Origin of the sequence: Streptomyces sp. SID1328 (assembly GCF_009865595.1) — a bacterium.
GTDB classification, from domain to species: Bacteria; Actinomycetota; Actinomycetes; order Streptomycetales; family Streptomycetaceae; genus Streptomyces; species Streptomyces griseoluteus.
The window spans coordinates 1-20,606 of the sequence record NZ_WWKH01000629.1 but is presented as its reverse complement, the minus strand read 5'-3'; the positions used below and the strand labels follow the sequence as shown (position 1 = coordinate 20,606).

The 20,606-nt window shown below is 69.6% G+C and carries 16 protein-coding genes and 3 pseudogenes; 5 read left to right on the top strand and 14 right to left on the bottom strand.

The genetic code is table 11. The features are described from left to right. Nucleotides 1-429: lytic transglycosylase domain-containing protein (locus GT030_RS36590; protein ID WP_237522701.1), on the bottom strand; the 429-nt coding region annotated here is incomplete at its 3' end. A gap of 219 nt (nucleotides 430-648) precedes the next feature. Here GT030_RS36590 and GT030_RS20445 point away from each other — a divergent pair. Both GT030_RS20445 and GT030_RS20440 read left to right on the top strand, forming a co-directional pair. Next, nucleotides 649-3,265, top strand: a pseudogene (locus tag GT030_RS20445) (excinuclease ABC subunit UvrA). A gap of 157 nt (nucleotides 3,266-3,422) precedes the next feature. Then, nucleotides 3,423-3,659 carry a hypothetical protein gene (locus tag GT030_RS20440; RefSeq protein ID WP_161202339.1) on the top strand — a complete coding sequence of 79 codons (237 nt, stop codon included), beginning with the start codon at nucleotides 3,423-3,425 and terminating at the stop codon, nucleotides 3,657-3,659. 77 nt (nucleotides 3,660-3,736) lie between these two features. Here GT030_RS20440 and GT030_RS20435 read toward each other — a convergent pair whose 3' ends face one another. After that, nucleotides 3,737-4,012, bottom strand: coding sequence for a hypothetical protein (locus GT030_RS20435; protein WP_346009696.1), 276 nt, complete (start codon nucleotides 4,010-4,012; stop codon nucleotides 3,737-3,739). A 284-nt stretch (nucleotides 4,013-4,296) separates the two neighbouring features. On the opposite strand from GT030_RS20435, the gene GT030_RS20430 reads away from it, so the two are divergent. Then, nucleotides 4,297-5,574, top strand: coding sequence for a GNAT family N-acetyltransferase (locus tag GT030_RS20430; RefSeq protein WP_161202337.1), 1,278 nt, complete (start codon nucleotides 4,297-4,299; stop codon nucleotides 5,572-5,574). A 150-nt stretch (nucleotides 5,575-5,724) separates the two neighbouring features. On the opposite strand, the pseudogene GT030_RS20425 reads toward GT030_RS20430, so the two are convergent. The 4 genes and pseudogenes from GT030_RS20425 to GT030_RS20410 form a co-directional block, all read right to left on the bottom strand. After that, nucleotides 5,725-5,826: pseudogene (locus GT030_RS20425) on the bottom strand (IS5/IS1182 family transposase); the annotation flags it as partial. 104 nt (nucleotides 5,827-5,930) lie between these two features. After that, entirely contained in the window at nucleotides 5,931-7,001 is a 1,071-nt protein-coding gene (locus GT030_RS20420; protein ID WP_161202336.1) for a glycoside hydrolase family 43 protein, read from the bottom strand. Between the two features lie 210 nt (nucleotides 7,002-7,211). Next, nucleotides 7,212-9,383, bottom strand: a complete 2,172-nt coding sequence (locus tag GT030_RS20415) for a TerD family protein (protein WP_161202335.1) — start codon at nucleotides 9,381-9,383, stop codon at nucleotides 7,212-7,214. Nucleotides 9,384-9,450: 67 nt separating this feature from the next. After that, the gene (locus tag GT030_RS20410) at nucleotides 9,451-9,930 is read right to left on the bottom strand and encodes a CGNR zinc finger domain-containing protein (RefSeq protein ID WP_161202334.1); all 480 of its coding nucleotides are present in this window, start codon (nucleotides 9,928-9,930) and stop codon (nucleotides 9,451-9,453) included. Nucleotides 9,931-10,032: 102 nt separating this feature from the next. Between GT030_RS20410 and GT030_RS20405 the strand changes: the two genes are divergently transcribed. Next, the gene (locus GT030_RS20405; RefSeq protein ID WP_161202333.1) at nucleotides 10,033-10,899 is read left to right on the top strand and encodes an alpha/beta hydrolase; all 867 of its coding nucleotides are present in this window, start codon (nucleotides 10,033-10,035) and stop codon (nucleotides 10,897-10,899) included. Nucleotides 10,900-11,172: 273 nt separating this feature from the next. Here GT030_RS20405 and GT030_RS20400 read toward each other — a convergent pair whose 3' ends face one another. Next, a complete protein-coding gene (locus GT030_RS20400) occupies nucleotides 11,173-11,697 on the bottom strand; it encodes a peptidylprolyl isomerase (RefSeq protein WP_237522702.1) in 525 nt (174 codons plus the stop codon). A 332-nt stretch (nucleotides 11,698-12,029) separates the two neighbouring features. On the opposite strand from GT030_RS20400, the pseudogene GT030_RS36585 reads away from it, so the two are divergent. After that, nucleotides 12,030-12,311: pseudogene (locus tag GT030_RS36585) on the top strand (hypothetical protein); the annotation flags it as partial. Here GT030_RS36585 and GT030_RS20390 read toward each other — a convergent pair. The 7 genes from GT030_RS20390 to GT030_RS20360 all read right to left on the bottom strand — a co-directional run bounded on the left by GT030_RS20390 (nucleotide 12,264) and on the right by GT030_RS20360 (nucleotide 20,301). Continuing rightward, entirely contained in the window at nucleotides 12,264-12,935 is a 672-nt protein-coding gene (locus tag GT030_RS20390; protein ID WP_161202331.1) for a hypothetical protein, read from the bottom strand. The pseudogene GT030_RS36585 and the gene GT030_RS20390 overlap by 48 nt on opposite strands. A 25-nt stretch (nucleotides 12,936-12,960) precedes the next feature. Then, nucleotides 12,961-13,383: an SsgA family sporulation/cell division regulator gene (locus tag GT030_RS20385; RefSeq protein ID WP_202460337.1), complete on the bottom strand. Its 423-nt coding sequence runs from the start codon at nucleotides 13,381-13,383 to the stop codon at nucleotides 12,961-12,963. Between the two features lie 1,182 nt (nucleotides 13,384-14,565). Then, nucleotides 14,566-15,243: a GTP cyclohydrolase II gene (ribA, locus tag GT030_RS20380; protein WP_161202330.1), complete on the bottom strand. Its 678-nt coding sequence runs from the start codon at nucleotides 15,241-15,243 to the stop codon at nucleotides 14,566-14,568. A 186-nt stretch (nucleotides 15,244-15,429) separates the two neighbouring features. After that, nucleotides 15,430-16,476 (bottom strand): zinc-binding dehydrogenase, encoded by a 1,047-nt coding sequence (locus tag GT030_RS20375; RefSeq protein ID WP_161202329.1) that lies wholly within the window; start codon nucleotides 16,474-16,476, stop codon nucleotides 15,430-15,432. A gap of 206 nt (nucleotides 16,477-16,682) precedes the next feature. Further along, the gene (locus tag GT030_RS20370; RefSeq protein ID WP_161202328.1) at nucleotides 16,683-17,774 is read right to left on the bottom strand and encodes a tetratricopeptide repeat protein; all 1,092 of its coding nucleotides are present in this window, start codon (nucleotides 17,772-17,774) and stop codon (nucleotides 16,683-16,685) included. Further along, entirely contained in the window at nucleotides 17,771-18,940 is a 1,170-nt protein-coding gene (locus GT030_RS20365) for a DUF4331 family protein (protein WP_161202327.1), read from the bottom strand. The genes GT030_RS20370 and GT030_RS20365 overlap by 4 nt, the downstream gene beginning before the upstream one ends. A gap of 32 nt (nucleotides 18,941-18,972) precedes the next feature. Further along, nucleotides 18,973-20,301 carry a Dyp-type peroxidase gene (locus GT030_RS20360; RefSeq protein ID WP_161202326.1) on the bottom strand — a complete coding sequence of 443 codons (1,329 nt, stop codon included), beginning with the start codon at nucleotides 20,299-20,301 and terminating at the stop codon, nucleotides 18,973-18,975. Between the last annotated feature and the right edge of the window lie 305 nt (nucleotides 20,302-20,606).

Sequence of the window (20,606 nt, the reverse complement as noted above, 5' to 3'; positions counted from 1 at the left end):
CAGCCCGGTGAGCTTGGCGGCCGCGCGCAGGGTGTGCAGGGCGGGGTCCTTCGCCAGGTCGGCGAGGTCGGCCCGGCCGACCGCTCCGGCCGGGCCGGAGGCCAGCATCGCGGGGGTGACGTCGGTGAGGTGCATCGGGCCGTAGCCGCCGCTGGTGCTCACCTGGCCGGCGTGATCGTCCCACGCCGACTCCTGGTAGGAGACGGCGAGCAACACCTGGGCGGGCACGTGGTACTTGGCGGCCGCGGCCGCGAAGGCGTGCTGGCGCGTCCCGGGCCCCGAAGGGGCGGGGGTGGCGGCCTGGGCGGTGGCGGGCACCAAGCCGGTCAGGGCTCCCGCCGTCAGCGCGCCCGCGGCGGCCAGACCCAGCAGCCGATGCCGTACGGCAGGCTTTCGGGCGGCGTTCTCCGTGGTTCTTTCGCTCTTCATTTGTTTCCGCACTCCATGGCAACCAGGAAAGGGTAAAAAGGCATTCGTCATCGCATTGCCGCCGTTCATTTCCAGCGTCAATTCCCTTGCACATCAACGGCGTTCGAACCGTATGGCCACTGAACTCAGTCGCGCAACCAGCCCCGCGACGGCATCACGGCCTCACCCGGTCACCAGGCGCTCGCGGCACGGACCGGCCGGTCAGGCTAGGTTTTGCCCATGGCTCCACCCCCACGACAGACGCCCGCGCCGACGCCCGCCACTCCCCCGGACCCCGGTCAGGACGGCCTGATCAGGGTTCGTGGTGCCGACGAACACAATCTGCGGCATGTCGATGTGGACGTACCCCGTGACCAGGTCGTGGCCTTCACCGGAGTGTCGGGGTCCGGCAAATCGTCGCTCGCATTCGCCACCATCTACGCGGAGGCCCAGCAGCGCTACCTGGAATCCGTAGCGCCATACGCCAGACGGCTGATCGACCAGGGCGCCGCCCCCAGGGTCGGCTCGATCACCGGTCTGCCGCCCGCCGTGGCGCTGCGCCAGCAGCACAGCGGGGGCAGCACCCGTTCGACGGTGGGCACCCGTCAGCCGGGTCTCCAACGTGCTGCGCATGCTGTACTCCCGCGCCGGCACCTACCCGGCCGGACGGACCCCGGAGGACCTCGCGGGCACGTTCCCCCGCGACGCGGCGCCGCTGGACTCGGACAGCTTCTCGCCCAACACCGCCGTGGGCGCCTGCCCCACCTGCTCCGGCCTCGGGCGGCTGCACAGCGTCGACGAGAGCAAGCTCGTGGGCGACGACTCCCTGAGCATCCGGGAGGGCGCGATCGCGGCCTGGCCGGGTGCCTGGCAGGGCAAGAACTACCGGGACATCCTCGCCGAGCTGGGCATCGACATCGACGTACCCTTCCGCGAGCTGCCCGCCGCCCGGCGCGAGTGGCTGCTGACCACGGACGAGCAGCCGACGGTCACCGTGCACCCGGTCCGCGACGCGCACCGGGTGCAGCGCTCGTACCAGGGCACATACATGAGCCCCCGCAAGTGGGTGTTGCACACGTTCGCCACCTCCAAGGCGGCGCACCTGCGGGCGAAGGCCGCCTCGTTCATGTCCGAGGAGATCTGCCCGACCTGCCACGGCAAGCGGCTGAACCCGGAGGCGCTGGCGGTGACCATCGCCGGGCAGGACATCTCGGTGGCCACCTCGATGCCGCTCAGCCAGCTCGCGGCCTTCCTGGAGTCGGCCCGCGACCACCCCGACACCCTGACCCTGCCGGCCGAGCGCAGGCAGGCCGCGCACGCCCTGATCGGCGGCCTCCAGGACCAGCTCGGCACGCTGACCGACCTGGGTCTCGGTTACCTCGCCACCGGGCGCGCGACCTCCACCCTCTCCAGCGGCGAGCTGCAACGGCTGCACATGGCCACCCAGCTGCGCAGCGGCCTGTTCGGCGTGCTGTACGTGCTGGACGAGCCCTCGGCCGGGCTGCACGCCGCCGACACGGAACTGCTGCTCACCGCGCTGCGACGGCTCAGGGGCGCCGGGAACAGCGTGTTCGTGGTGGAGCACAACGCGCAGGTGCTCGCCTCGGCCGACTGGATCGTCGACATGGGTCCGGGCGCCGGCCGCCACGGCGGCCAGGTCCTGTACAACGGGCCCACCGAAGGGCTGAGCGAGGCACCGGAGTCGGTGACGGCCAGGTACCTTCCGCTGGACGCGCCCACCGTGCCGGGGCCAAAGGAGCCGCGCCAGCCGGCGGGATGGCTGCGCCTGGACGGGGTCACGGGCCACAACCTCCGTGACCTGGACGCGAGTTTCCCCCTCGGCACACTCACGGCGGTCACCGGCGTCTCCGGGTCCGGCAAGTCGACCCTGGTCCGGCGCGCGCTCGCGGAGACGGTCCGCGATCATCTGCACGCCGACGAGACCGCCGAGGACATCGCCCGCAACCCCGCCTCGGTGCAGACCGCCGACGAGGAGGAGGCCGGGGTGCCGGCCTGGGACCTGGCGGAGGACCGGGTGACGGTGCGCTCCAGTACGGGACTTGAGCACATCAACCGACTGGTGGTCGTGGACCAGAAGCCCATCGGACGTACCCCGCGCTCGAACCTCGCCACCTACACCGGCCTCTTCGACAGCGTCCGCAAGCTGTTCGCCGCCCAGCCGACCGCGCGTGAACTCGGCTACACCGCAAGCCGGTTCTCGTTCAACGTGGCTCAGGGCCGCTGCCCGCACTGCCTGGGCGACGGAGTCGTCAGCGTCGAACTCCTCTTCCTGCCCACGGAGACCTCCCCCTGCCCGGTCTGCCACGGCGCGCGCTACAACCCCGGCACGCTGATGGTGCGTTACCGCGACAAGACCATCGCCGACGTGCTGGCGATGAGCGTGGAGGAGGCGCACGATTTCCTCGCCGACGTGCAGCCCGCCGCCCGCATCCTGAAGCTGCTCTCCGACATCGGGCTGGGCTATCTGACGCTGGGCCAGAGCGCCACGACCCTCTCCGGCGGCGAGGCCCAGCGCATCAAGCTGGTGAGCGAGCTGCACCGGGCGCCGCGTGGCCACAGTCTCTATCTGCTGGACGAGCCGACCACGGGACTGCACCCGGCGGACGTGGACCTGCTGATCGGGCAGTTGCAGCGCCTGGTGGACGCCGGGAACACGGTCGTCGTGGTGGAGCACGACCTGCGCACGGTCGCCGCCGCGGACTGGGTCGTGGACCTCGGTCCGGGCGCGGGGGACGACGGGGGCCGCGTCGTCGCCGAGGGCCGGCCGGAGGACGTGGCCCGAGCGGGCGGCACGCCCACCGCCGACCACTTGGCGCGCCGCCTGTCAGCCCGCTGACCTGGGAGATTGCAGTCTGTCCATATTTGTCGGCATATCCGATGATTGTCGGTAGCATGAATACGGCTGTAGCCGCGCGAGTGCCGCAGCGTGCCCGCGGGGCTGCCCAACCGAGGGGTGCGGGCTGGACGCTCCCCGACAGGGAAGGTCAGCGATCATGACGGGCAAGATGGACGCGTCCGAAGCCGCACGCATCATGAGCGACCCGAACGCCACACCGGCAGAGCGCTCGGCCGCGGCCAGCGCCCTCTCGGACTCCGAGCGCGGCCACCACACGAGCGGGCGGGTCGGCTCCGAGGCGGGCCGGCTGCTGGACGACCAGAACATTTCCGAGGACGACCGGTCCGTGGCCGGCAGCGACCTCGAGCAGGACCGCAGGCGCACGGGCCACTGAGCAGTTCCGGCCGGAACATACGACGAGATGGACGCCGCCCGTCACGCGGCGTCCATCTCGTGTTGCCTACAGGGGAGTTACGCGCCGTCCTCGTCGGCCGCCGTCTTCGCGGTCACCGCGAGGTCGATGAACCGGCGAATGGTCTCCACGGGCATGTCGAGCCCCTGCGAGGCGGCGTCCTCGTCACCGAAGACCTCCACCGCCTCCACGACGGCCACGGCCAGCTCGGCCTCCGCCTTGCGCACCTTCACCTCGGCCTTGTCGACGGTGTCGACGACGGCGAGCTGCCGACGCTGCTTCTCCTGGAGGCGCTGCTTACGGGACGGCGTCTTGCCGGGGCTCTGCACAGTCACAACCAAGATCATAAACGGACCCGAGGCCGGACCAGAAATCGGCAACTGCGCGCGACAGCAACCCTGTTCAGACCGACAGCTCCCAGGCGTACGGCGGTTCGGCTAGCTACTGAACTTGATGGGGTGATGTCGGAGCCGTTCGCCTGACGATGGGAGGGCCGTTCCGGTAGCCCTGGACCGTGACATACCCGCCGGCCACCGCCGCACCGGCCCGCGCCTCCGCCGAGCACTCCTGCGGGGCTCCGGAGGAGAATGGGACTCCCGGTTCAGGTGAGGTGGTGGCGATGCCCCCCTGGCATCTGCGCGACTATCACGACGACGATCTCGACCAGGCCATCCAGATCTGGGACCAGAGCCGCCAGGCCGAGGCGGAGTCGGTGTTTCCGGTCTCGGAGGTGATGGCCGCGGCCAAGGCCGGTCAGCCGGCGGTGGTCGCCCTGGTCGGCGACGAGCTGGTGGGCATGGCCGTGGCCCAGGCGGACGGCAGACGGGCGTGGGTCGTCCTGGTGGCGCTGGCCTCCCGCTGGCGTGAGCGCGGGATCGGCAGCGCGCTCCTGGCCGAGCTGGAGCGCCGGCTGCGTGCCCTGGGGGTGAGGCACGTCAGCGCGCTGCTGCCCGCGGGCGCCGCCGGCACCGAGGCCCTGCAGAACTCCGGCTACCGGCTCCGCGAGGGCCTGACCTACTACGAGAAGCTCGAACCGCCCGGCGTCGACAACGCCGACGTGCTCGCGGCGCTCGGCGGGCGCATGCTGCCCGGCGGGCTCTGGGACGCCATGGCCGGCATGGAGCGGGAGAAGCAGGTCGTCGAGCGCCGTGTCGTGCTGCCGCTGACCGAGCCGGCGCTGGCCGACCGCTACGGTGTGGCCCCGCCCAAGGCGGTCATCCTCTTCGGGCCGCCCGGCACCGGGAAGACCAGCTTCGCCAAGGCCGTGGCCTCCCGGCTCGGCTGGCCGTTCGTGGAACTGTTCCCGTCCCGGCTCGCCGCTGACACCAGCGAGGGCCTGGCGGCGGCGCTGCGGGAGGCATTTACGGAGCTGGCCGAGCTGGACTCGGTGCTGCTGTTCATCGACGAGGTGGAGGAGATCGCCGGTGCGCGGTCCGGCAAGGCGGTCGATCCCGGGCACGGGGTGACCAACGAGCTCCTCAAGATCATCCCCGGTTTCCGTGAGCACGACGCCCGGATGCTGGTGTGCGCCACGAACTCGGTGCGCTCCCTCGACGCGGCGTTCCTCAGACACGGCCGGTTCGACTACGTCATCCCCATCGGCCCGCCGGACCCGACGGCCCGTGCGGCGATCTGGGCCCGCTACCTCAGGGCGGCCGGCGACGCGGTGGACATTGGCCGCCTGGTCGCGGCGAGCGAGCTGTTCACCCCGGCCGACATCGAGTTCGCCGCGCGCAAGGGGGCGCAGGCGGCGTTCGAGCGCGAGATCACCGAGCGTGGCGGCCGGCCGCCCGGCACCGACGACTTCATGACGGCCATCGCCGACACCCGGCCGACGCTCACCGCCCGCGCGCTGGAGGAGTTCACCGAGGACATCGGGGCGTACAGCCGCCTGTGAGCCGGCCCGGTGCGAGGCTCGCGTCTGGTTGACCCGCCGCCCTTTCTTGTGGCGCCCGGTCGCTGGAAGCCGTAGGCGCCGCTGGACTCGCCGTCGATCTCGCGGATCTGCCCGGCCAGGATCCCGTCCTTGTGCCGGCGGTCGGTGGGGGGTGACGACGAGTGGAGTTCCGTGACGGTCGACGATCAGGTGGTGCTCGGAGCCCGAGCGGCCGCCGCGGTCGACGGGTGAGGGGCCGACGTGATCCCCCCTTGAGGTCCCGGACGTGCGACCCGTCTGCGTGGGACGTCACAGGCGGGCAGCGCCGGTCAGCACCCGTCAGGCAAACCGACCCGACACCCGTTCAAGTTCACTAGCTACTCGAAGAACTTCAGCCCCCACCCGGTGTCCGAGGTGGGGCCGGGCACATTGGCACGCCGGTATGTGGTGTCGCCCCACCAGGCGAACGACCCGGTGTACCAGTACCGGTTGTCCCAGGAGTACGGCGTGCCCTTGGCCACCGCGTGGAACATCAGCGGAAAGCGCGGCCCGGCCGGCGGGCTGGTGGCGATGTCCCCATTGAGCAGGACGAAGGTGTGGTGGCCGGGCCCATTGACGTACAGCGTGGGGTCCCAGCCGGCCATCATGGTCGAGCGGTTGGAGCCGAAGAGGCAGCCATTGGACTTGTACCAGTCCCACACGTACGTCGGATCGCCGCCTGCCCGCAGCCGCAGGTCGGCCAGGCAGTACTGATCGCTCCAGCTGCCGTTCGCCGAGTAGACGATGTGGAGTTGGCCATTGGGGTCCCGGATCGCATCGGGCGCCTCGTTGATGTACGGGTTGCCGACCACCCGCTCCCAGCTCTCCCGCGGCTGGGAGATGACGTACCGGGCCCCGGTCGGCGTGGTGGGGCTGCTCATCCGCGCGATGTAGAGGTTCTGCTCGACGTTGGTGTCACCGGCCCACCCGGACCAGACGAACCAGCGCTGCCCGTTGAAGGTGAACATCGTGCCGTCGATGGCCCACTTGTCGTCCGGGAGCGCGAGCCGGGTCTCGCCCCCGTAGCCGCTGTCGGGGCCGGCGGAGCTGATGACGTACATCCGGTGTGCGGCGCCCCGTCCGGCGGTGAAGTAGATGTAGTAGCGCCCGCCGTCCGTGGTCAGTTCCGGCGCCCACACCTCACCGCGCCCCTGCGTGTCCGACCACACCTGCCGGGCGGGCGCGGAGGCGAGCCCGGCGGTGGAGGACGCCTGCCGCACCGCGATCCCGCCGCCGGTGGACTGCGCCGAGATGTAGGTGGAGCCGACCCGGATGACGCTCGGGTCGGCCGCCCGCAACGACGTCTGCTCCGCCTTGGCCGGTCCGGCGGCGGAGACCGACAACAGTGCGGCGAGGACGCCCGACACCGCGACCACGAGGGCGGCTTGGAATCCGCGAAATGGTTTCATGCGGGTCTTGTACATCGATGCAAGGACACTGCCCAGCCCTCTTGCGGACCCGAGTCCTCCGCGGTTCTTGCCGGACACGGAAACCGGGAGGCGCCGCGTGGGCGCCTCCCGGATGACCAGGTCGGCGGCGAGGAGAGCGAAGGAACTCGTTCAGGACAGGAAGTTGAGAAGGAAGCCCCTTCATGGCCTCGCCGTCGGCAACGCTAGCACTCAGCCCGGGATCAAGTCGCGCAGGTTTTCGAGGGTGACGACGCGCGAGTCCGGGTGGAGTCCCTCGGGGCGTCCGAGGCCGATGTAGGTCACGGGTTCGTCCGGAACCGTCTCGCCGTCCCAGTGCTCCACGGGCGCCGTGCCGGCGGACATCAGGTCGGTCAGGTGCCTCACCGTCAACTGCTCCCGCTCCACGAGGGCCCGTACCACCATGGACACGGACGCCTGGTTCTCCTCGACCCGGTTGGCCGCCGAGATGCCCCTCAGGTACAGGTGCAGCCACTTCGCGCGCCATCGGCCGTCGTCGCCGCGCTGGAACACCAGCGGCAGCGCCACCCGGCCCGCCCCGCGCAGCTCGGACTTCATCCGCACCGTGCGCGGCTCGAAGGGCCGGCCCTTCTGCTCACGGTCGCGCAGCATGAACCCGAAGTACGACTCCTCGACCTCCTCGAAGCTCTCGCCCGCGTAGATGTTGACCTGCGGGACGATGAACGTGCCGCGCACCCGGTCCAGGGAGAGTTCGATGAACTCCGAGGCGCCGTCGGGGGCTTCGGTGATGTCACCCGAGTGCCGGCCCCCGACGCCTCTGAGGGACGTGTAGGAGAGCCAGGAGTCGGTCCGGTAGTCGGCCCGCAGCAACAGCGCCGACAGGTCGTAGTCGGTCCGTCGCCCGGTCTCCTTCCAGTACACGAAGAAGCGGAGCCGCTCGCCGTCGACCGCGGAGACGGAGCCCCGCGGCAGCACACCGAGCCCGGCCGCCGTGGCCCGGCCGCTGAGCGGGAGCGCCACGTCGAGGACATCCGGGTCGAGCAGCAGACGGCCCGGCGCCGGGAGCCGGCGGCGCGTCTCCGCATCGAGGGCGGCGATCAGACGATCGCGGTCCTCGGCCGGTACCGGCGGGCGGAAGTCGGGCGTCACCCAGGCACGGCCCCGACGGTTGACGAAGATCCGGGGCCGGCCGCTCTCACGCGCCCTGTTGTGGAGATGCTCGCGCACGGAGAGCACGACCCGGCCGGAGACGCCGGGAGCCACCCGCACCGCGGCGGCGATCACCGCGTCCCGCTCCTCCTGGTCGGCGGCGGTGCGCAGCAGGAGGTCCAGGGCGCGGAACAGCTTGCCCGGCGCGGACTCGAGCAGCCCCACCGCACCGAGGACGTCGGACGCGTCGAGCAACTCCTCGATCCGGCTGTCGAAGGACCGCGCCTCCTTCTCGCCCCGCGCGACCGCGAACACCTCGGCGGCGTGCGGCCAGCGCGGGTACTCGTGCGGGTGGAGGCGCTCGCCGAGCCGCTTGAAGGGCTCCCGGTGCGCGTGCACATCGGCGAGCTTCGCGGGGTTCGCCGCGACCACGGCGTCGAGCCCCGCGAGCAGCCCTCGGCGCAGCGGTCGTGGCAGCGTCCGGAACCGGGTCGGTTCCTGGAGCGTGACGTCGCCGCCGGACAGCGCGCAGGCCAGCCGCAGCACATCGGTGACGGTGTCGAGCAGGAGGTCGGCCCCGACGTTGAGCCGGGCCTCGTTGACGACCGCCCGGTTCTCCCGGACCGGGATCGCCTCCGGCTGGGGACCGAGCACGCAGCGCTGGGCGAGAAGCTCGAGGTCGCGCAGGTCGTCGTCGTTCAGCGGGGTCGTGCTGCCGGCCAGGGCGAGGTACAGGTCGCCGAGCTCGTCGTCCAGGTCGCGGCCGAGGTGCAGGACGGTGATCCGGTCGCCCGCCGAGGCGATCAGCTCGTCCTGCGCCGCGAGCATCTCCTCGTACGTGTGCTGGTACCGGCCGTACGCCGGGAGGCTGAGCAGGTCCACCGCTCCCTGCGTCACCTGCGCCGGCATCCGCCCGCGTGACGTCTTGTCACCGAGGGCGCCGGCCACGCACCGCATCCAGAAGTCCTCGGTGTCCGGCACGTTGGCGGGGAAGTCGATGAAGTAGGCGTTGTGCTGGACATGGTCGCCCGCCATCTCGCGCACGACGCGCAGCGTCCGCCGGGCGGTGTGCACGACCGCGGCCTCGGAGAGCCCCGACAGCCGCTCCAGCAGCTCCGCCGAGAGCTTGAAGCCCACGGATGCCAGCACCGCGTCGAACTGCCGCGCGGCGACGGCGCCTTCTCCGGCCGAACCTTCGGGGAGGGGGAGACGGTGGGTGTGCCGGATGACCAGCGACTCGAAAATGTGCGCCATTCCGGGATGATCGCAGAGGCAGGCAAACCGGTGCACGGGAGTTTTGCCCCCCGGCACACCGGCCGCGTCAGCGGGTGCGTTCGTAGTGGCGTCGCGCCTTTTCGCGGTTGCCGCAGACCGCCATCGAACACCAGCGGGCCCGGTTGGCGCGGCTGCGATCGAGCAGGAACAGCCGGCACTCGCTGTTGGCGCAGGGTCGCAGCCGGCCGGGCATGCGTTCCTCGGTGTCGGCCCAAGCGAGAATGATCTCGACGGCGAGCCGGGCGTGCGGGGCGGTCCTGAGTGTCCACCGAAGGCCCTCCAAAGTGGCCTCCGGAACCTGCTGGACCCCGTCGAGCAGCGGTTTCAGCGCCTCGGCCGAGCGCTCTCCGCCCACGATGTCCCGCAGGACGTCCCGCGCCTCCCGCAGCAGCGCCAGTTCCGCGAGGCTGCCGTGGCCACCGTGTTCCCGCGCCCAGCGCCGGCCTTCGGCCGGGTCGGCGAGGGCGTCCCGTTCCCGGCCGTCGACCAGCGGCCTGCTGTTGAGCAGGTCCAGCAACGCGTTCATCGCGCGCCCTCCTTCTAACCACCTCGAAGCGCTTGACAGGTTAGCCCACAGGTGCTTGCCTGGCCAGAAGGTAACCGGATAAAGCATTTGAAGGGGTTAGACATGAACTCGGTGCACCACCGGACCGCCACCGTCGACGGCCACGAGATCTTCTACCGCGAGGCCGGACCCGCCGACGCTCCCGCGATCGTCCTGCTGCACGGCTATCCCACCAGCTCGTTCATGTTCCGCGAGCTCATCCCGCTGCTGGCCGACGACTATCACGTCATCGCGCCGGACCACCTCGGCTTCGGCCTCTCCGACGCCCCGGACGCAGCGGACTTCACCTACACCTTCGACGCCCTCGCCGAGATCACCTCCCACCTGCTCGGCCAGCTCGGCCTGGACCGCTACGCCCTGTACGTCCAGGACTACGGTGCCCCCATCGGCTGGCGCCTCGCGCTCAAGAACCCCGAGCGGATCTCCGCCCTCGTCACCCAGAACGGCAACGGTTACGAAGACGGTTTCGTCGAGTCGTTCTGGACCGACGTCTGGGCCTACGGGGCGAACCCCGGCTCGGACACCGAACCCGCCGTACGCACCGCGCTGAGCCTCGACGCCATCCGCTGGCAGTACCTGCACGGCGTGCCCGACCCGAGCGTGGTCAGCCCGGACACCTGGGAGCACGACTTCGCCCTGGTCTCCCGCGAGGGCAACGACGAGGTTCAGCTCGCCCTGTTCCGCGACTACGGCAACAACCGGCCCCTCTACCCGCTGCTGCACGAATTCCTGCGCACCACCGAGGTCCCGGTGCTCGCCGTGTGGGGCCGCAACGACGAGATCTTCGGCCCGGCCGGCGCGGAAGCCTTCGCCCGTGACGCCAAAAAGGCGCAGGTGCACCTGATCGACGGCGGCCACTTCCTGCTGGAGAGCCACCTCGATGTCGTCGCGGGGCATCTGCGCGACTTCCTCGGTCGGGTACTGGGCTGACGCCGCGGGGCTGGTGCGGCACCTCTACCGACGGGCTTCGTCGCATCAGGGACGCCCCTACGGCGGGGGACAGTGGGTCCCGCTCCGACCAGGTTCCCGGGAGCAGTCCCTGACGACGTCGGCAGTTTGCGGACGTGCGTGACGTCGAAACCGTCGTCCGTCACCTTCTACGCCGGCATCGGCGACGTCGCCGGGCTGACATCGGCATCGGCCACTTCTGATCACCGTGAGAACAGGCGCGTAGCTGGGCTCATGGGGACCGCAGCGCAGTCATCAGGGCCGGCAGGACGGCCGGACGCTGAGCAGTTCGCTCCTGAGCACGGGTGTGCCGTCGACAGGCGCCGGGTCCTGTGCAGTTGGCTCGATTCCGCCGGCAGCGATCTTGTCGAGCGTCTTCAGGCCCGCCGCACCGACCGTGCCGAACACCGTGTAGTCCGGTCGCAGCGCGGAGTCGCCGTAGACGACGAAGAACTGCGAACCGTTCGTGTTGGGTCCGGCGTTGGCCATCGCCAGCAGACCGCGCCCGTAAAGGCGACGGGTGCCGGTCGGATCGCTCGGTGCCGGCGGCAGGTCCACCGGCAGCTCGTCCTTGTACTCGTACCCCGGCCCACCCTCGCCAGTGCCGGTCGGGTCGCCACACTGCAGGACCTTCAGCGTGGGATACGCCGTCAGCCGATGGCACACCGTACGGTCGAAGAACCGGTGGCGCGCCAGGTGCACGAAGCTCTGGACCGTGCACGGCGCCTTCGCCCGGTCCAGACGCAGCGGGAGCGGGCCCTGGCTGGTCCGGACAGCCATACCGACCGAGCCGTGACTGGGGGTGTGCCGCGGGTCGGGCGGCAGGGGAACCCGCCGCGCCGCCGGCTCGTCCGGGGTCTGGGTGTATCGGCAAGGACCATGCGTGGATCGCGACGGGGCCTCCTGAGCAAAGGCGGTGGTACTGCCCCCGGACACGACCAACGCTGCTGCCGCCAGTGCGGTTGTGAGAGCTCGGTTCATCCTGCGCACCCTCCAAAAGATCGCCAGATTTCGGAGCGGTCGCAGCCTAAAGCGCGGCCCGGCAGGGGGGAACCCGCCCGCAAGCCACATCGGCCTCCCAGCCTCCGGCCCGCAGCCGACGTCGAGGGTGCATTCTGCACAGCGATCGCGGATCGCAGCTCCGCTCCCGGAAGTTCGTCCGGGCGCTCGACCGCCACCGGAGGGCCGGATCGACAGGGAGGGTCGGGCGACGACGCGGCCATGGAGTCCTTCTTCAGCCTGCTGCGGAAGAACGTCCTCGACCGCCGGGTCCGGGCCACCCGCGAAGGGGGCATCAAGCCGGGGACTGGCACCACAGCGAGCGCGTTCACCGCGGCTGCGGGACCTCAATCATCATCCGAAGAAGCACGCCATTTGTTCCCGCCCGGAGCTGACAGGTTCTCTTGCTGGTCCAACAGCTCCTGGAGGGCCGCATCCGCCTTCTGCCTATCCTCCTTCGTAAGCTCGACAGGCGCGTTGCTATAAACGATATATCGCTTGCGGTCAACAATGTTGGCGGCCCTCAAGGTGAACGTCAGAAGCGGGCGCCACCCCTTCCGGTGGCCGACTCGCACTTGAATCTGGACCTTGTAGTCACGGGGAGCGAGAACGACGCCCGCAAAGGGTGCCTCGAACTCCATGAACAGCTGCTGAGCTTCCCTGCCGGACACGGCGAAGCCAGCCGGCAACTTCGGTTCCTCGTCCAGCCCAGGCCGGAGACAAGACGGCGAGGACATCCATAGAAGTGGCAGATGCGAGGCAGGTTCATCAGGGAAGGTCATCCTGAGATCCTGCACGACTATCGGTTTGGCACCGGTGTTGTGCAGGACGAGCGGAAGCCGCAGGCGAGTCATGGAGCAATCAACGATCGCCGCAAAGGATTGAGGTTCCCACGATTCCAGGCGCCCTTGCCTTGCGTTGATCCACCAGAAAGACGAGACGGTGAATATCAGTGCACAGAGCGATATGGCGCCGGCGTCCGAAATCGGCGAGGGCTGACTTTGAAGAGCCATGGTCATCAGCGGCAACATTGAACTGGACCCTTCATCCGTCACGGAGGAGCTGCGCCAACCAAGCATCCAGGTCGAGGTGCCCGGCTTCAGTCCCTCTGGGAACCAGCTCCTCCGCCTCCCGCAGGAATGCCCTGACCTCCCGCGCCGGAGCCAGGAGCAAAGCCGTCCCCGCAGGCGGGGTGAGCAGGATGCACATGTCGCAAGGGTCACCATCGCCGACCGGCCATACCTGTATATCGCCCTCACCGGCCGGACCCTTCAGGCCATCGGCCAGAAGATCCCGCCCGATGATCCATTCCACCGCCTCGTCGCTGTCGAGAACGGTAAATTCGGCGCGGACAACATACGGATCACTGGGCTCGTATCGCAGCATCATCGTCAAGAACAACGACGCCTCACTGGACACGACAAGCTGCACAGGCAGCCCCCGTGCCAAGGTTTTCGATGACTTCATTGACATTGCTCCTAGCGCCTCAAGTCATACGAGAACGGCCATCGGACGGCTGTCGTCGAGATCGAAGAGACTGGACAGAAGTGGGCACCCAAAGGGATCACCGGCAGTCGATCACCGAAGAAGGTGATCTCCGTATCCGCGATCAGCGCCGATCACGTCTTGACGTGGTGACCTCTCACGCAAGTTGCCGGTGCGGCACCCAATTTTCCATACAGTGTATGGAACCTCTGGCAAGTAGAACATACGTCGTATGGAAAGTGAAGGCAGGAGATGTCGCAGGAATCGAGTTACCTCGATTCGTTATGACGACGGAGCGGCGGAGATCCAAAGCCCGAGGGAAGTCGACACTCGCCCGACGGGCTGGAGCACGGGATTAAGGCCCTGCCCCCCTGCCCGGAGGTAGACACGCGGAGCAGATTTCCGTCGGCAGCCTTCATTCGCGCCCGGCTGGCGAGCTTGCAGACCGCGCAGGCCGGGCGGCCCGCCGACGGGTCGCGTCTGGGACACAGCGGTCGGCAGCCCCTCAGCATCAGTGCAGTGCGTTGCGGTCAGTCGTGCCGTGATGAACGGGTGTCCGTGAGTGGGCGTCGAGGGGGGATGGTTGAAGCCGACCCGGTCAGGACGTCGGCGGCCCCTCCGCGGCGGAGCCGGGAGAGGCCGATCAGCAGGTCGTCGCAGTCGATACGGTCCGGTCGGAACCGTTGCCCCCGGACCGCTGGCGAAGGTCGTCGGTAATCAGCTCGGGGCTGTAGCGCTTGTGCCCGAACGATCCCCCGGATTCGTGGCCGGGCGGCCGTCGCGTCGTAAGCCGGACTCGCCGTTCGCCGGTCACGGCTACTACCACGAGGGCTATGGCGGACTGGTCCGGGGCGAGGCATCGTGCCAGTCATCGCCCGCCCAGGCACGCGGCACGGGCGGGCCTCGGGACATAGTTTCCCACCGCCCTGGTCGACCGACAGGCGAAGTGGTGACCAGCAGAGGTTCTGATGCCGCTCGGAGCGCCGATCGGTCCGCGCCCGGGACCACACAGGGAACCGTACGAGTGACGACAGTGCTCAGGCGGGTGGGGCGATGACTGTGCGCCCTCGGAGCTCGCCGTCACGCAGGGGCTGGTAGGCCTCGCTGGCGCGTGACAGAGGCATGTACTCGACCAGTATCTTGATCTTTTCCTGCGGACAGGCGTCAGCCGGCCGTCAGTTCCGTCAGCGGCAGCGTGTGCTGAGTGCGGACCACCTTGGTACGCAGGTAGCGGGTGTTGTGGGGGGTGGTGAAGACGCCGGTCGGCACCCGGTCCCGGACGGCGAAGCCGAGCGTGCGCAACTGTCCAGCCTTGTCGGGGTTGTTGGACAGCAGGTCCAGCTCGGAAATGCCGAGGGCGGCGAGCATCTGTGCGGCGGCCGTGTAGTCGCGGGCGTCCTCCGGCAGGCCGAGCGCGGCGTTCGCCGCGTAGGTGTCGAAGCCCTGGTCCTGCAGGGCGTAGGCGTCGAGCTTGTTGTACAGGCCGATGCCCCGGCCCTCCTGGCGCAGGTAGAGCAGGACGCCCCCGGTGGTGGCGATACGCTCGACCGCCTCGCGCAGCTGGGGGCCGCAATCGCAGCGGGCCGAGCCGAAGACGTCGCCGGTCAGGCACTCGGAGTGCAGACGGACGAGCGGGGTCCGGTCAGTGCCGGATGGGCCGAGGACGACAGCCACATGCTCCTTGCCGTCGGCAAGGCTGTGGAAGGTGACGAGATCGGCGGTCACCGTACTGCCGTCGCCGAGGAGGAGTGGAACCGTCACACGGGTGCGGACCGTGGCCGTCGGCAAGCCGGCCGTGTTGCTGCTGTCGGTGGGTGCGGTGGTGTTGCGTGGATTGCGCATGTCAGTTGTCCTGGGCGGCGGTTGCGGGTGTCGGTCGCGCGATGGGCCGCGCCGCTGTGGCCCGTCGATCAGGGCGAATCCGCCGCATTCGGCCTCGTTCCGCGCAGCCCTGATCCTCGTGGTACCGGCCGGCCGCACGTCTCCGAAGAGTGCACGGCCGGCACGCTCGCGTGCTTGGGCGAGTGGTCAGGGCACGAGGATGAGACGGATCGGGTCGCCGATCTTCCGCTCCAGGCGGTGGATCGCGTCGGCGGCGTCGGCCAGGGGGATGTGGTCGGTGATGGACGGAGCCAGGTCGAGACGGCCGCTGCCGGCCAACCGGATCAGCTCATAAACGTGGTCGAAAGAGGACCCGTAGTGTCCGTACACCTTCTTGTTCTTCAGGTTGAAGGTCATCTTCTCGGAGATCGTCAGTGGTTCCGTGGTGATACCCACCAGGACCAGCGCACCTCGGTTCCCGAGAAGGGGCGACGCCTGTTCCCGGACCCTGGGAACGCCCGCGAAGTCGAAGGCGTAGTCCAGCCCGAGTCCGTCGGTGGCGCGCAGCACGGCTTCGGTGAAACCGGGGTCGGTGGGGTCGAGCGCGATGTCGGCGCCGAAGGCGAGGGCTCGCTCGCGTGCACCAGGCAGCGGGTCGACGGCGATGATGGGCGCGGCGCCCATCATGCGGGCCAGCCGAACGGCGTGAGCACCCACTCCGCCGACTCCCCAGATGCCCACCGACTGGGCGGAACGCACCTGCACGGTCTCGACAAGAGCCGCGTAGGAGGTGGAGACGGCATCAGGGATGATCGCCGCCTGGTCGAAGGGAAGGGAGTCGGGGATGGGGACGACGGTGTCCTCACGGGCGATCGTGTACTGGGACCAGCCACCGTCGTAGTCGACGCCGCGACCGCGAAACGACGTGCACGTACCGCCCCTGACACAGGTGGCGCACTCGCGGCAGGGCTGTCCCGCCTGCAGGGCGACCCGCGTGCCGACGGCCAGATCCCGCTTGAGGCTGGGGCCCAGGGCATGTATGACACCGGAGAGTTCATGCCCGAGGGTGAGCACATTGGACTTCAGGTGCACCGGCGAGATGCTGCCGTCGATGAGGTGGAGGTCGGAGAGGCACACCCCGGCCGCCTTCACCTCGATCAGTACTTCGCCCGGTCCGGGCTCGGGGACCGGAATTTCCTCCACCAGGAACTTCTTCGTGTCCAAGTGGACGCGACCTGCCAGCATGGTGTCCATCGTTCTGGGCCTTCTTGAGTAGTGGTTGCGGCTCCAGGGGCTGCAACGGCCCGTGGAACCACAGAAGAATGCGGGATGTTGCTTGGGGACGAGAGTTGAGGCCTCGAGCCGCGTGGGCCCTCGGTGGGTGGTGCGGGGCCGGCCGGACGCACCCTCGGACGTCCGGCCGGCCCCGTCGGTGCCCCGTGGCCACCGCCGCTCGGCGGCTACGGGGCAGCCTGTGCGACCCGGTTCTGAGCGAGGACGGCGCGCCGGAACAGGGAATGTGCTCTGGCCGTCTGACGGAATGCGAGGTTCTGCATCGCCAGTTGGAGCCCGCGGTCCGCATCGGCCCCTACCGTGAGCCAGAAGTCGGCCGCATGGTCGGCGTAGGCCTCGGGGTGCCGCAGCACCAGTTCCTCGTAACGCGTCGCGGCCCGCTCGCGCCACTGTCTCGCCTCGTGGACCCGGCCGACTGCCTGCAACGCGGTCGCGAAGTGGGCTGCGTACTCGGGGTCGTCGCTGGTCCGGGTCAGTGGACGCAGGAGGGCGACAGCAGCGTGGAAGGATCCGCGCAGCAGCTCGACCTCGGCCAGGTGGCCCAGTGCCGGCGCGTAGCCGGGTACCCGTTGCCGGGCGGCTTCGTACCAGGAGCGGGCCGCATCGAGGTCACCCTCGCGGTGCCACATCACACCTCGCCTGAAGTCCAGCTGGGCCAGCGGGAACGGCGAGGTCACCTGGTAGCGTCGCCGCGCCTCGTCGAATAGCCGTTCGGCATCGGTGACGTCCCCGCGCTCCGCGTGGAGGACGGCGAGCGCGCCGAGCGTGGTGAACTCGCTTTGCCTCTCCCCCGCTTTGTGGATCAGGGCCATGGCATCCGTGTAGCAGCCGAGGGCCTGCAGAACGACGGCTTGTTCCGCGTCCAGGGTGGCCTCGTCCGCGCCGCTGCGGGCCGCCGCGCCGAGGTCTGCGACGGCCTCGGCGAAGCGGTGCAGGGTCGCCCGGGACCTGGCTCGGGCGAGGAGGGCGGTGGCGTCGTCCGGTGCCGCCTGCACCAGACGCTCGGACAGGTCCGCCGCCAGTTCGTAGTCGGCGACACGGCCCAGAAGATGGCCCCGGAGATTGAGGAGGTCGATCAGGGCCGCCCCCTGGGCTACCGCCAGAGGAGCCGCCACCGCCGAGTGAGCTCCCTGCGCGTCCCCCGCGCCCGTTCGGCCGAGCCGAACCGCCAGCCCGTCGATCTGCCCTTGCAGATTCATGACGGCGATGGTGCCGCTCGTCGTGACCGGCTCGCATTCCTGGGCAGGCGTTCCGGTCATGCCGCCTCCTGGGGAGGCATGAACGCGGCCAGGCGGGCGCCCAGGTCCGGCGGGGCCGGGTTCGGAGCGTTGAGGTAGGGGAAGGTGTGGGTGGCCGGCTTGGTTGCCCGGTCGACGCCGTCGCTGAGACGCTCGCCGTCCACACCGCCCACGAGCAGGGTGTAGAGAGTGTCCACGATGTCGTCGTTGAGCGCGCGGCCACCGCAGGTCGTGTGCGGACGGCCGGCGGCCAGGGCGGTCTCGATCTCGAAACAGCTGTCCTCGGAGAACGGCTTGGACAGGTCGAGGACGAGGAAGTCCGCGAGGAGCAGTTCGGTCAGCGGGTGAGCACCCTGCTCGTCCAGCGGCCAGTCGGTCTTGCCGTCCAGGCCGTCGAACCAGGCCAGGTTGGCGTTGAACCGCGCGCGGTAGGCGCCGGCGTAGTCGGGCCGGATGTTGAAGGTGTCTTCCTCGTTGTAGAGATCGCGGATCTCCAGATCGCGGTTGACCGTGTCGTACTTCTTGCTCGACAGGACCACGTTCTTGATCTCCGGCCGGCCCATCCGCTCCAGCTGGATCGGACGTCCACCAGCGGCCGTCAGGGTCTCGCCGACCACCGCCACCAGCGAGCCGGCGGCCGGACCGAGCACGGCGGCGTCGACCTCGAGGACGATGCTCAGCACGTTCAGGCCCTCGAGGACGTTGTCGGCGTCCGGCCTGAGGGACAGCTTCCCGGTGATGTCGGTGGCGATCACGCCCACGAAGTCGATGAAGAACGGGTCGAGCCGCGACCCGGCGAAGATCTTCAGGCCCTCGGCCTCGGTGGGCACTTCGTTGCCGACCTGGAAGGTGACGGTCCGGCCGCCGGGCGCCTTGCACGAGCCCGTCTGCACCAGGGTGTCGGCTCCGGCGAGTCGCTCGGGCACGTCGAAGGTGAAGTCGAAGACGTACTCGTCCTCTCCCACCTGGAATGTCGCACCGGGACCTTCGCTCGCGGATGTGATCGGCCGGACGCGGAAACGGTGCGTGATCACGTCGGAGAACAGGGCCGTAGGGGCCGAGGCCGGGAGCACGTTGAGGACGAGCACCAGATTCCCCGGCCGCTCGGGGCTCGGGAAGGCGTACACGTCGCAGATGTCGGATGCGGGGTCCGCGATGACACGCGGACCGGAGAAGTGGTCAGCCATGAGAGGTTCCTTGTCGCTATCGCTCGTGGGGGTCAGGTGTCGAGGTCGGCGATCCAGCGCAGCGCCGACAGTCCGGGCATGAAGCAGTACTCGCCGCCCCGGTTGACGACGAACGGCGGGAGGCCCTTGAAGCGGCGGCGGATCGGCTCGCGCGGAATGGTGAACTCACCGTTCTCGTTTCCGCCGATCAGCGGGTCCTTCTCGTCGGGGGCCCCGATGAACTTGCCGTCGTTCAACCACTGCCGCTGGACGAACTCGAACTGCCGTGCCAGGTGTGCTCCGACGAAGGCGAACATGATGCCGCGGTCGGCGCCGTCGTCCTCCAGCACGCCCTTGGGCAGCGGCGGACCGTAGGTCGTGCCGCGCCTGATCATGCGGTGCAGGCGCACCTCACCGGTGACGACCGCGTCGCGCGGGTTCATCCGCCGGGCGTGCGACCCCACGGGGCACTTGAGACCCTGCGGGTCGTCGCCGTACAGGAAGTCGTTGTTGCGTGCGGGATCGGCACCGAGCTCCGGGTCGTCCTTGTCCGGCGTCAGCGCCAGCGGGGCGCCACTGGGCCAGCGGCCGACGAACTTGGCCGCGATCAGCTCTTCGTCCGCGGAGTCCCTGGCCCGGTCGCGTATGTACTGGCGGAATTCCGCCACACGCGTGTGCAGCTTGCGGAAGACCACGTAGGTTCCGTTGCGGCCGAGCACCTCGGGCTGCGGAACGGGTGCGACGCCGCCGGTCTCGTCCTCGTATCCGAGGACGAACTCCCCGGCCTTGAGCGGGATTTCGCGGGGGTTGGTGCCCGGGATCCCCGTGCCCTCGATGGCCGGCTGACCGATACCGTCGCGGAAACCGAACGGTTCCTTCTCGTCCGGACCGACGTGCACGTCCTGCTCCCAGACGGGGACGACGCCAGGCAGATCGCGCAGTGCGTCGCGGGCCAGCAGGACAATCGTCTCCAGGCGGGCGACGTCCGGAGCGAGCGCGGTCAGGACGATGTGCACGTCCTCAGAGCCGAGCGGACCCTCCCAGTTCTCCGGTGCGCTGTCCCCGGCATCCCCGAGTTCGTCCGCTCGCGCGGCCATCCCCTCCTGGAACTCGGCCGGGAAGGTGGCCAGTGATTCCTCGGGCACTCCCAGGGCCTTGAGGCCCTGGAAGCTGAGCGCCACCGCGAGCGAGACCTGGCGCTGGGGGTCGAACGAGGCGACCGAGTCGAGGACGGGGGTGAGCCGCCGCAGCAGCTCGCGTCCCTGCCGCCGGTCGTCGATGCGCAGCGCGAGGTACGAGCCCGCATAGGGCGTCGGCCGTGGCTCCAGAGCGGCGGCCTGGATATCGTCGAGCTGCAGGGCGTTGCCCTTCTCGATGGTCATGATGCCTTCCAGAACTGTCTAGCGTGCGTGAAGTCGTCACACGGGCCGTGGAGGGGCGGTGGTGGCGCCCCTTCCGGAAAGGGGGCGTGAGGTGTCGCCCCCTTTCCGGAGTGTGGGGACGGGCGGGCAGCGTCAGCTGGCGGCCTGGGCGAGGAGGGGCTTGAGGGCGGGGTGGGACAGGGCCTCTTCGGCGGCGGGGTTGTCGAGGACTTCCTGGAAGGCGTCGTTGATCTGCTGGGCCTTGACCACCTGCGGCATGGTGAGGGGGCCGAGGGGGTTGAAGTAGGAGGCGGCCTGTCCCTGGC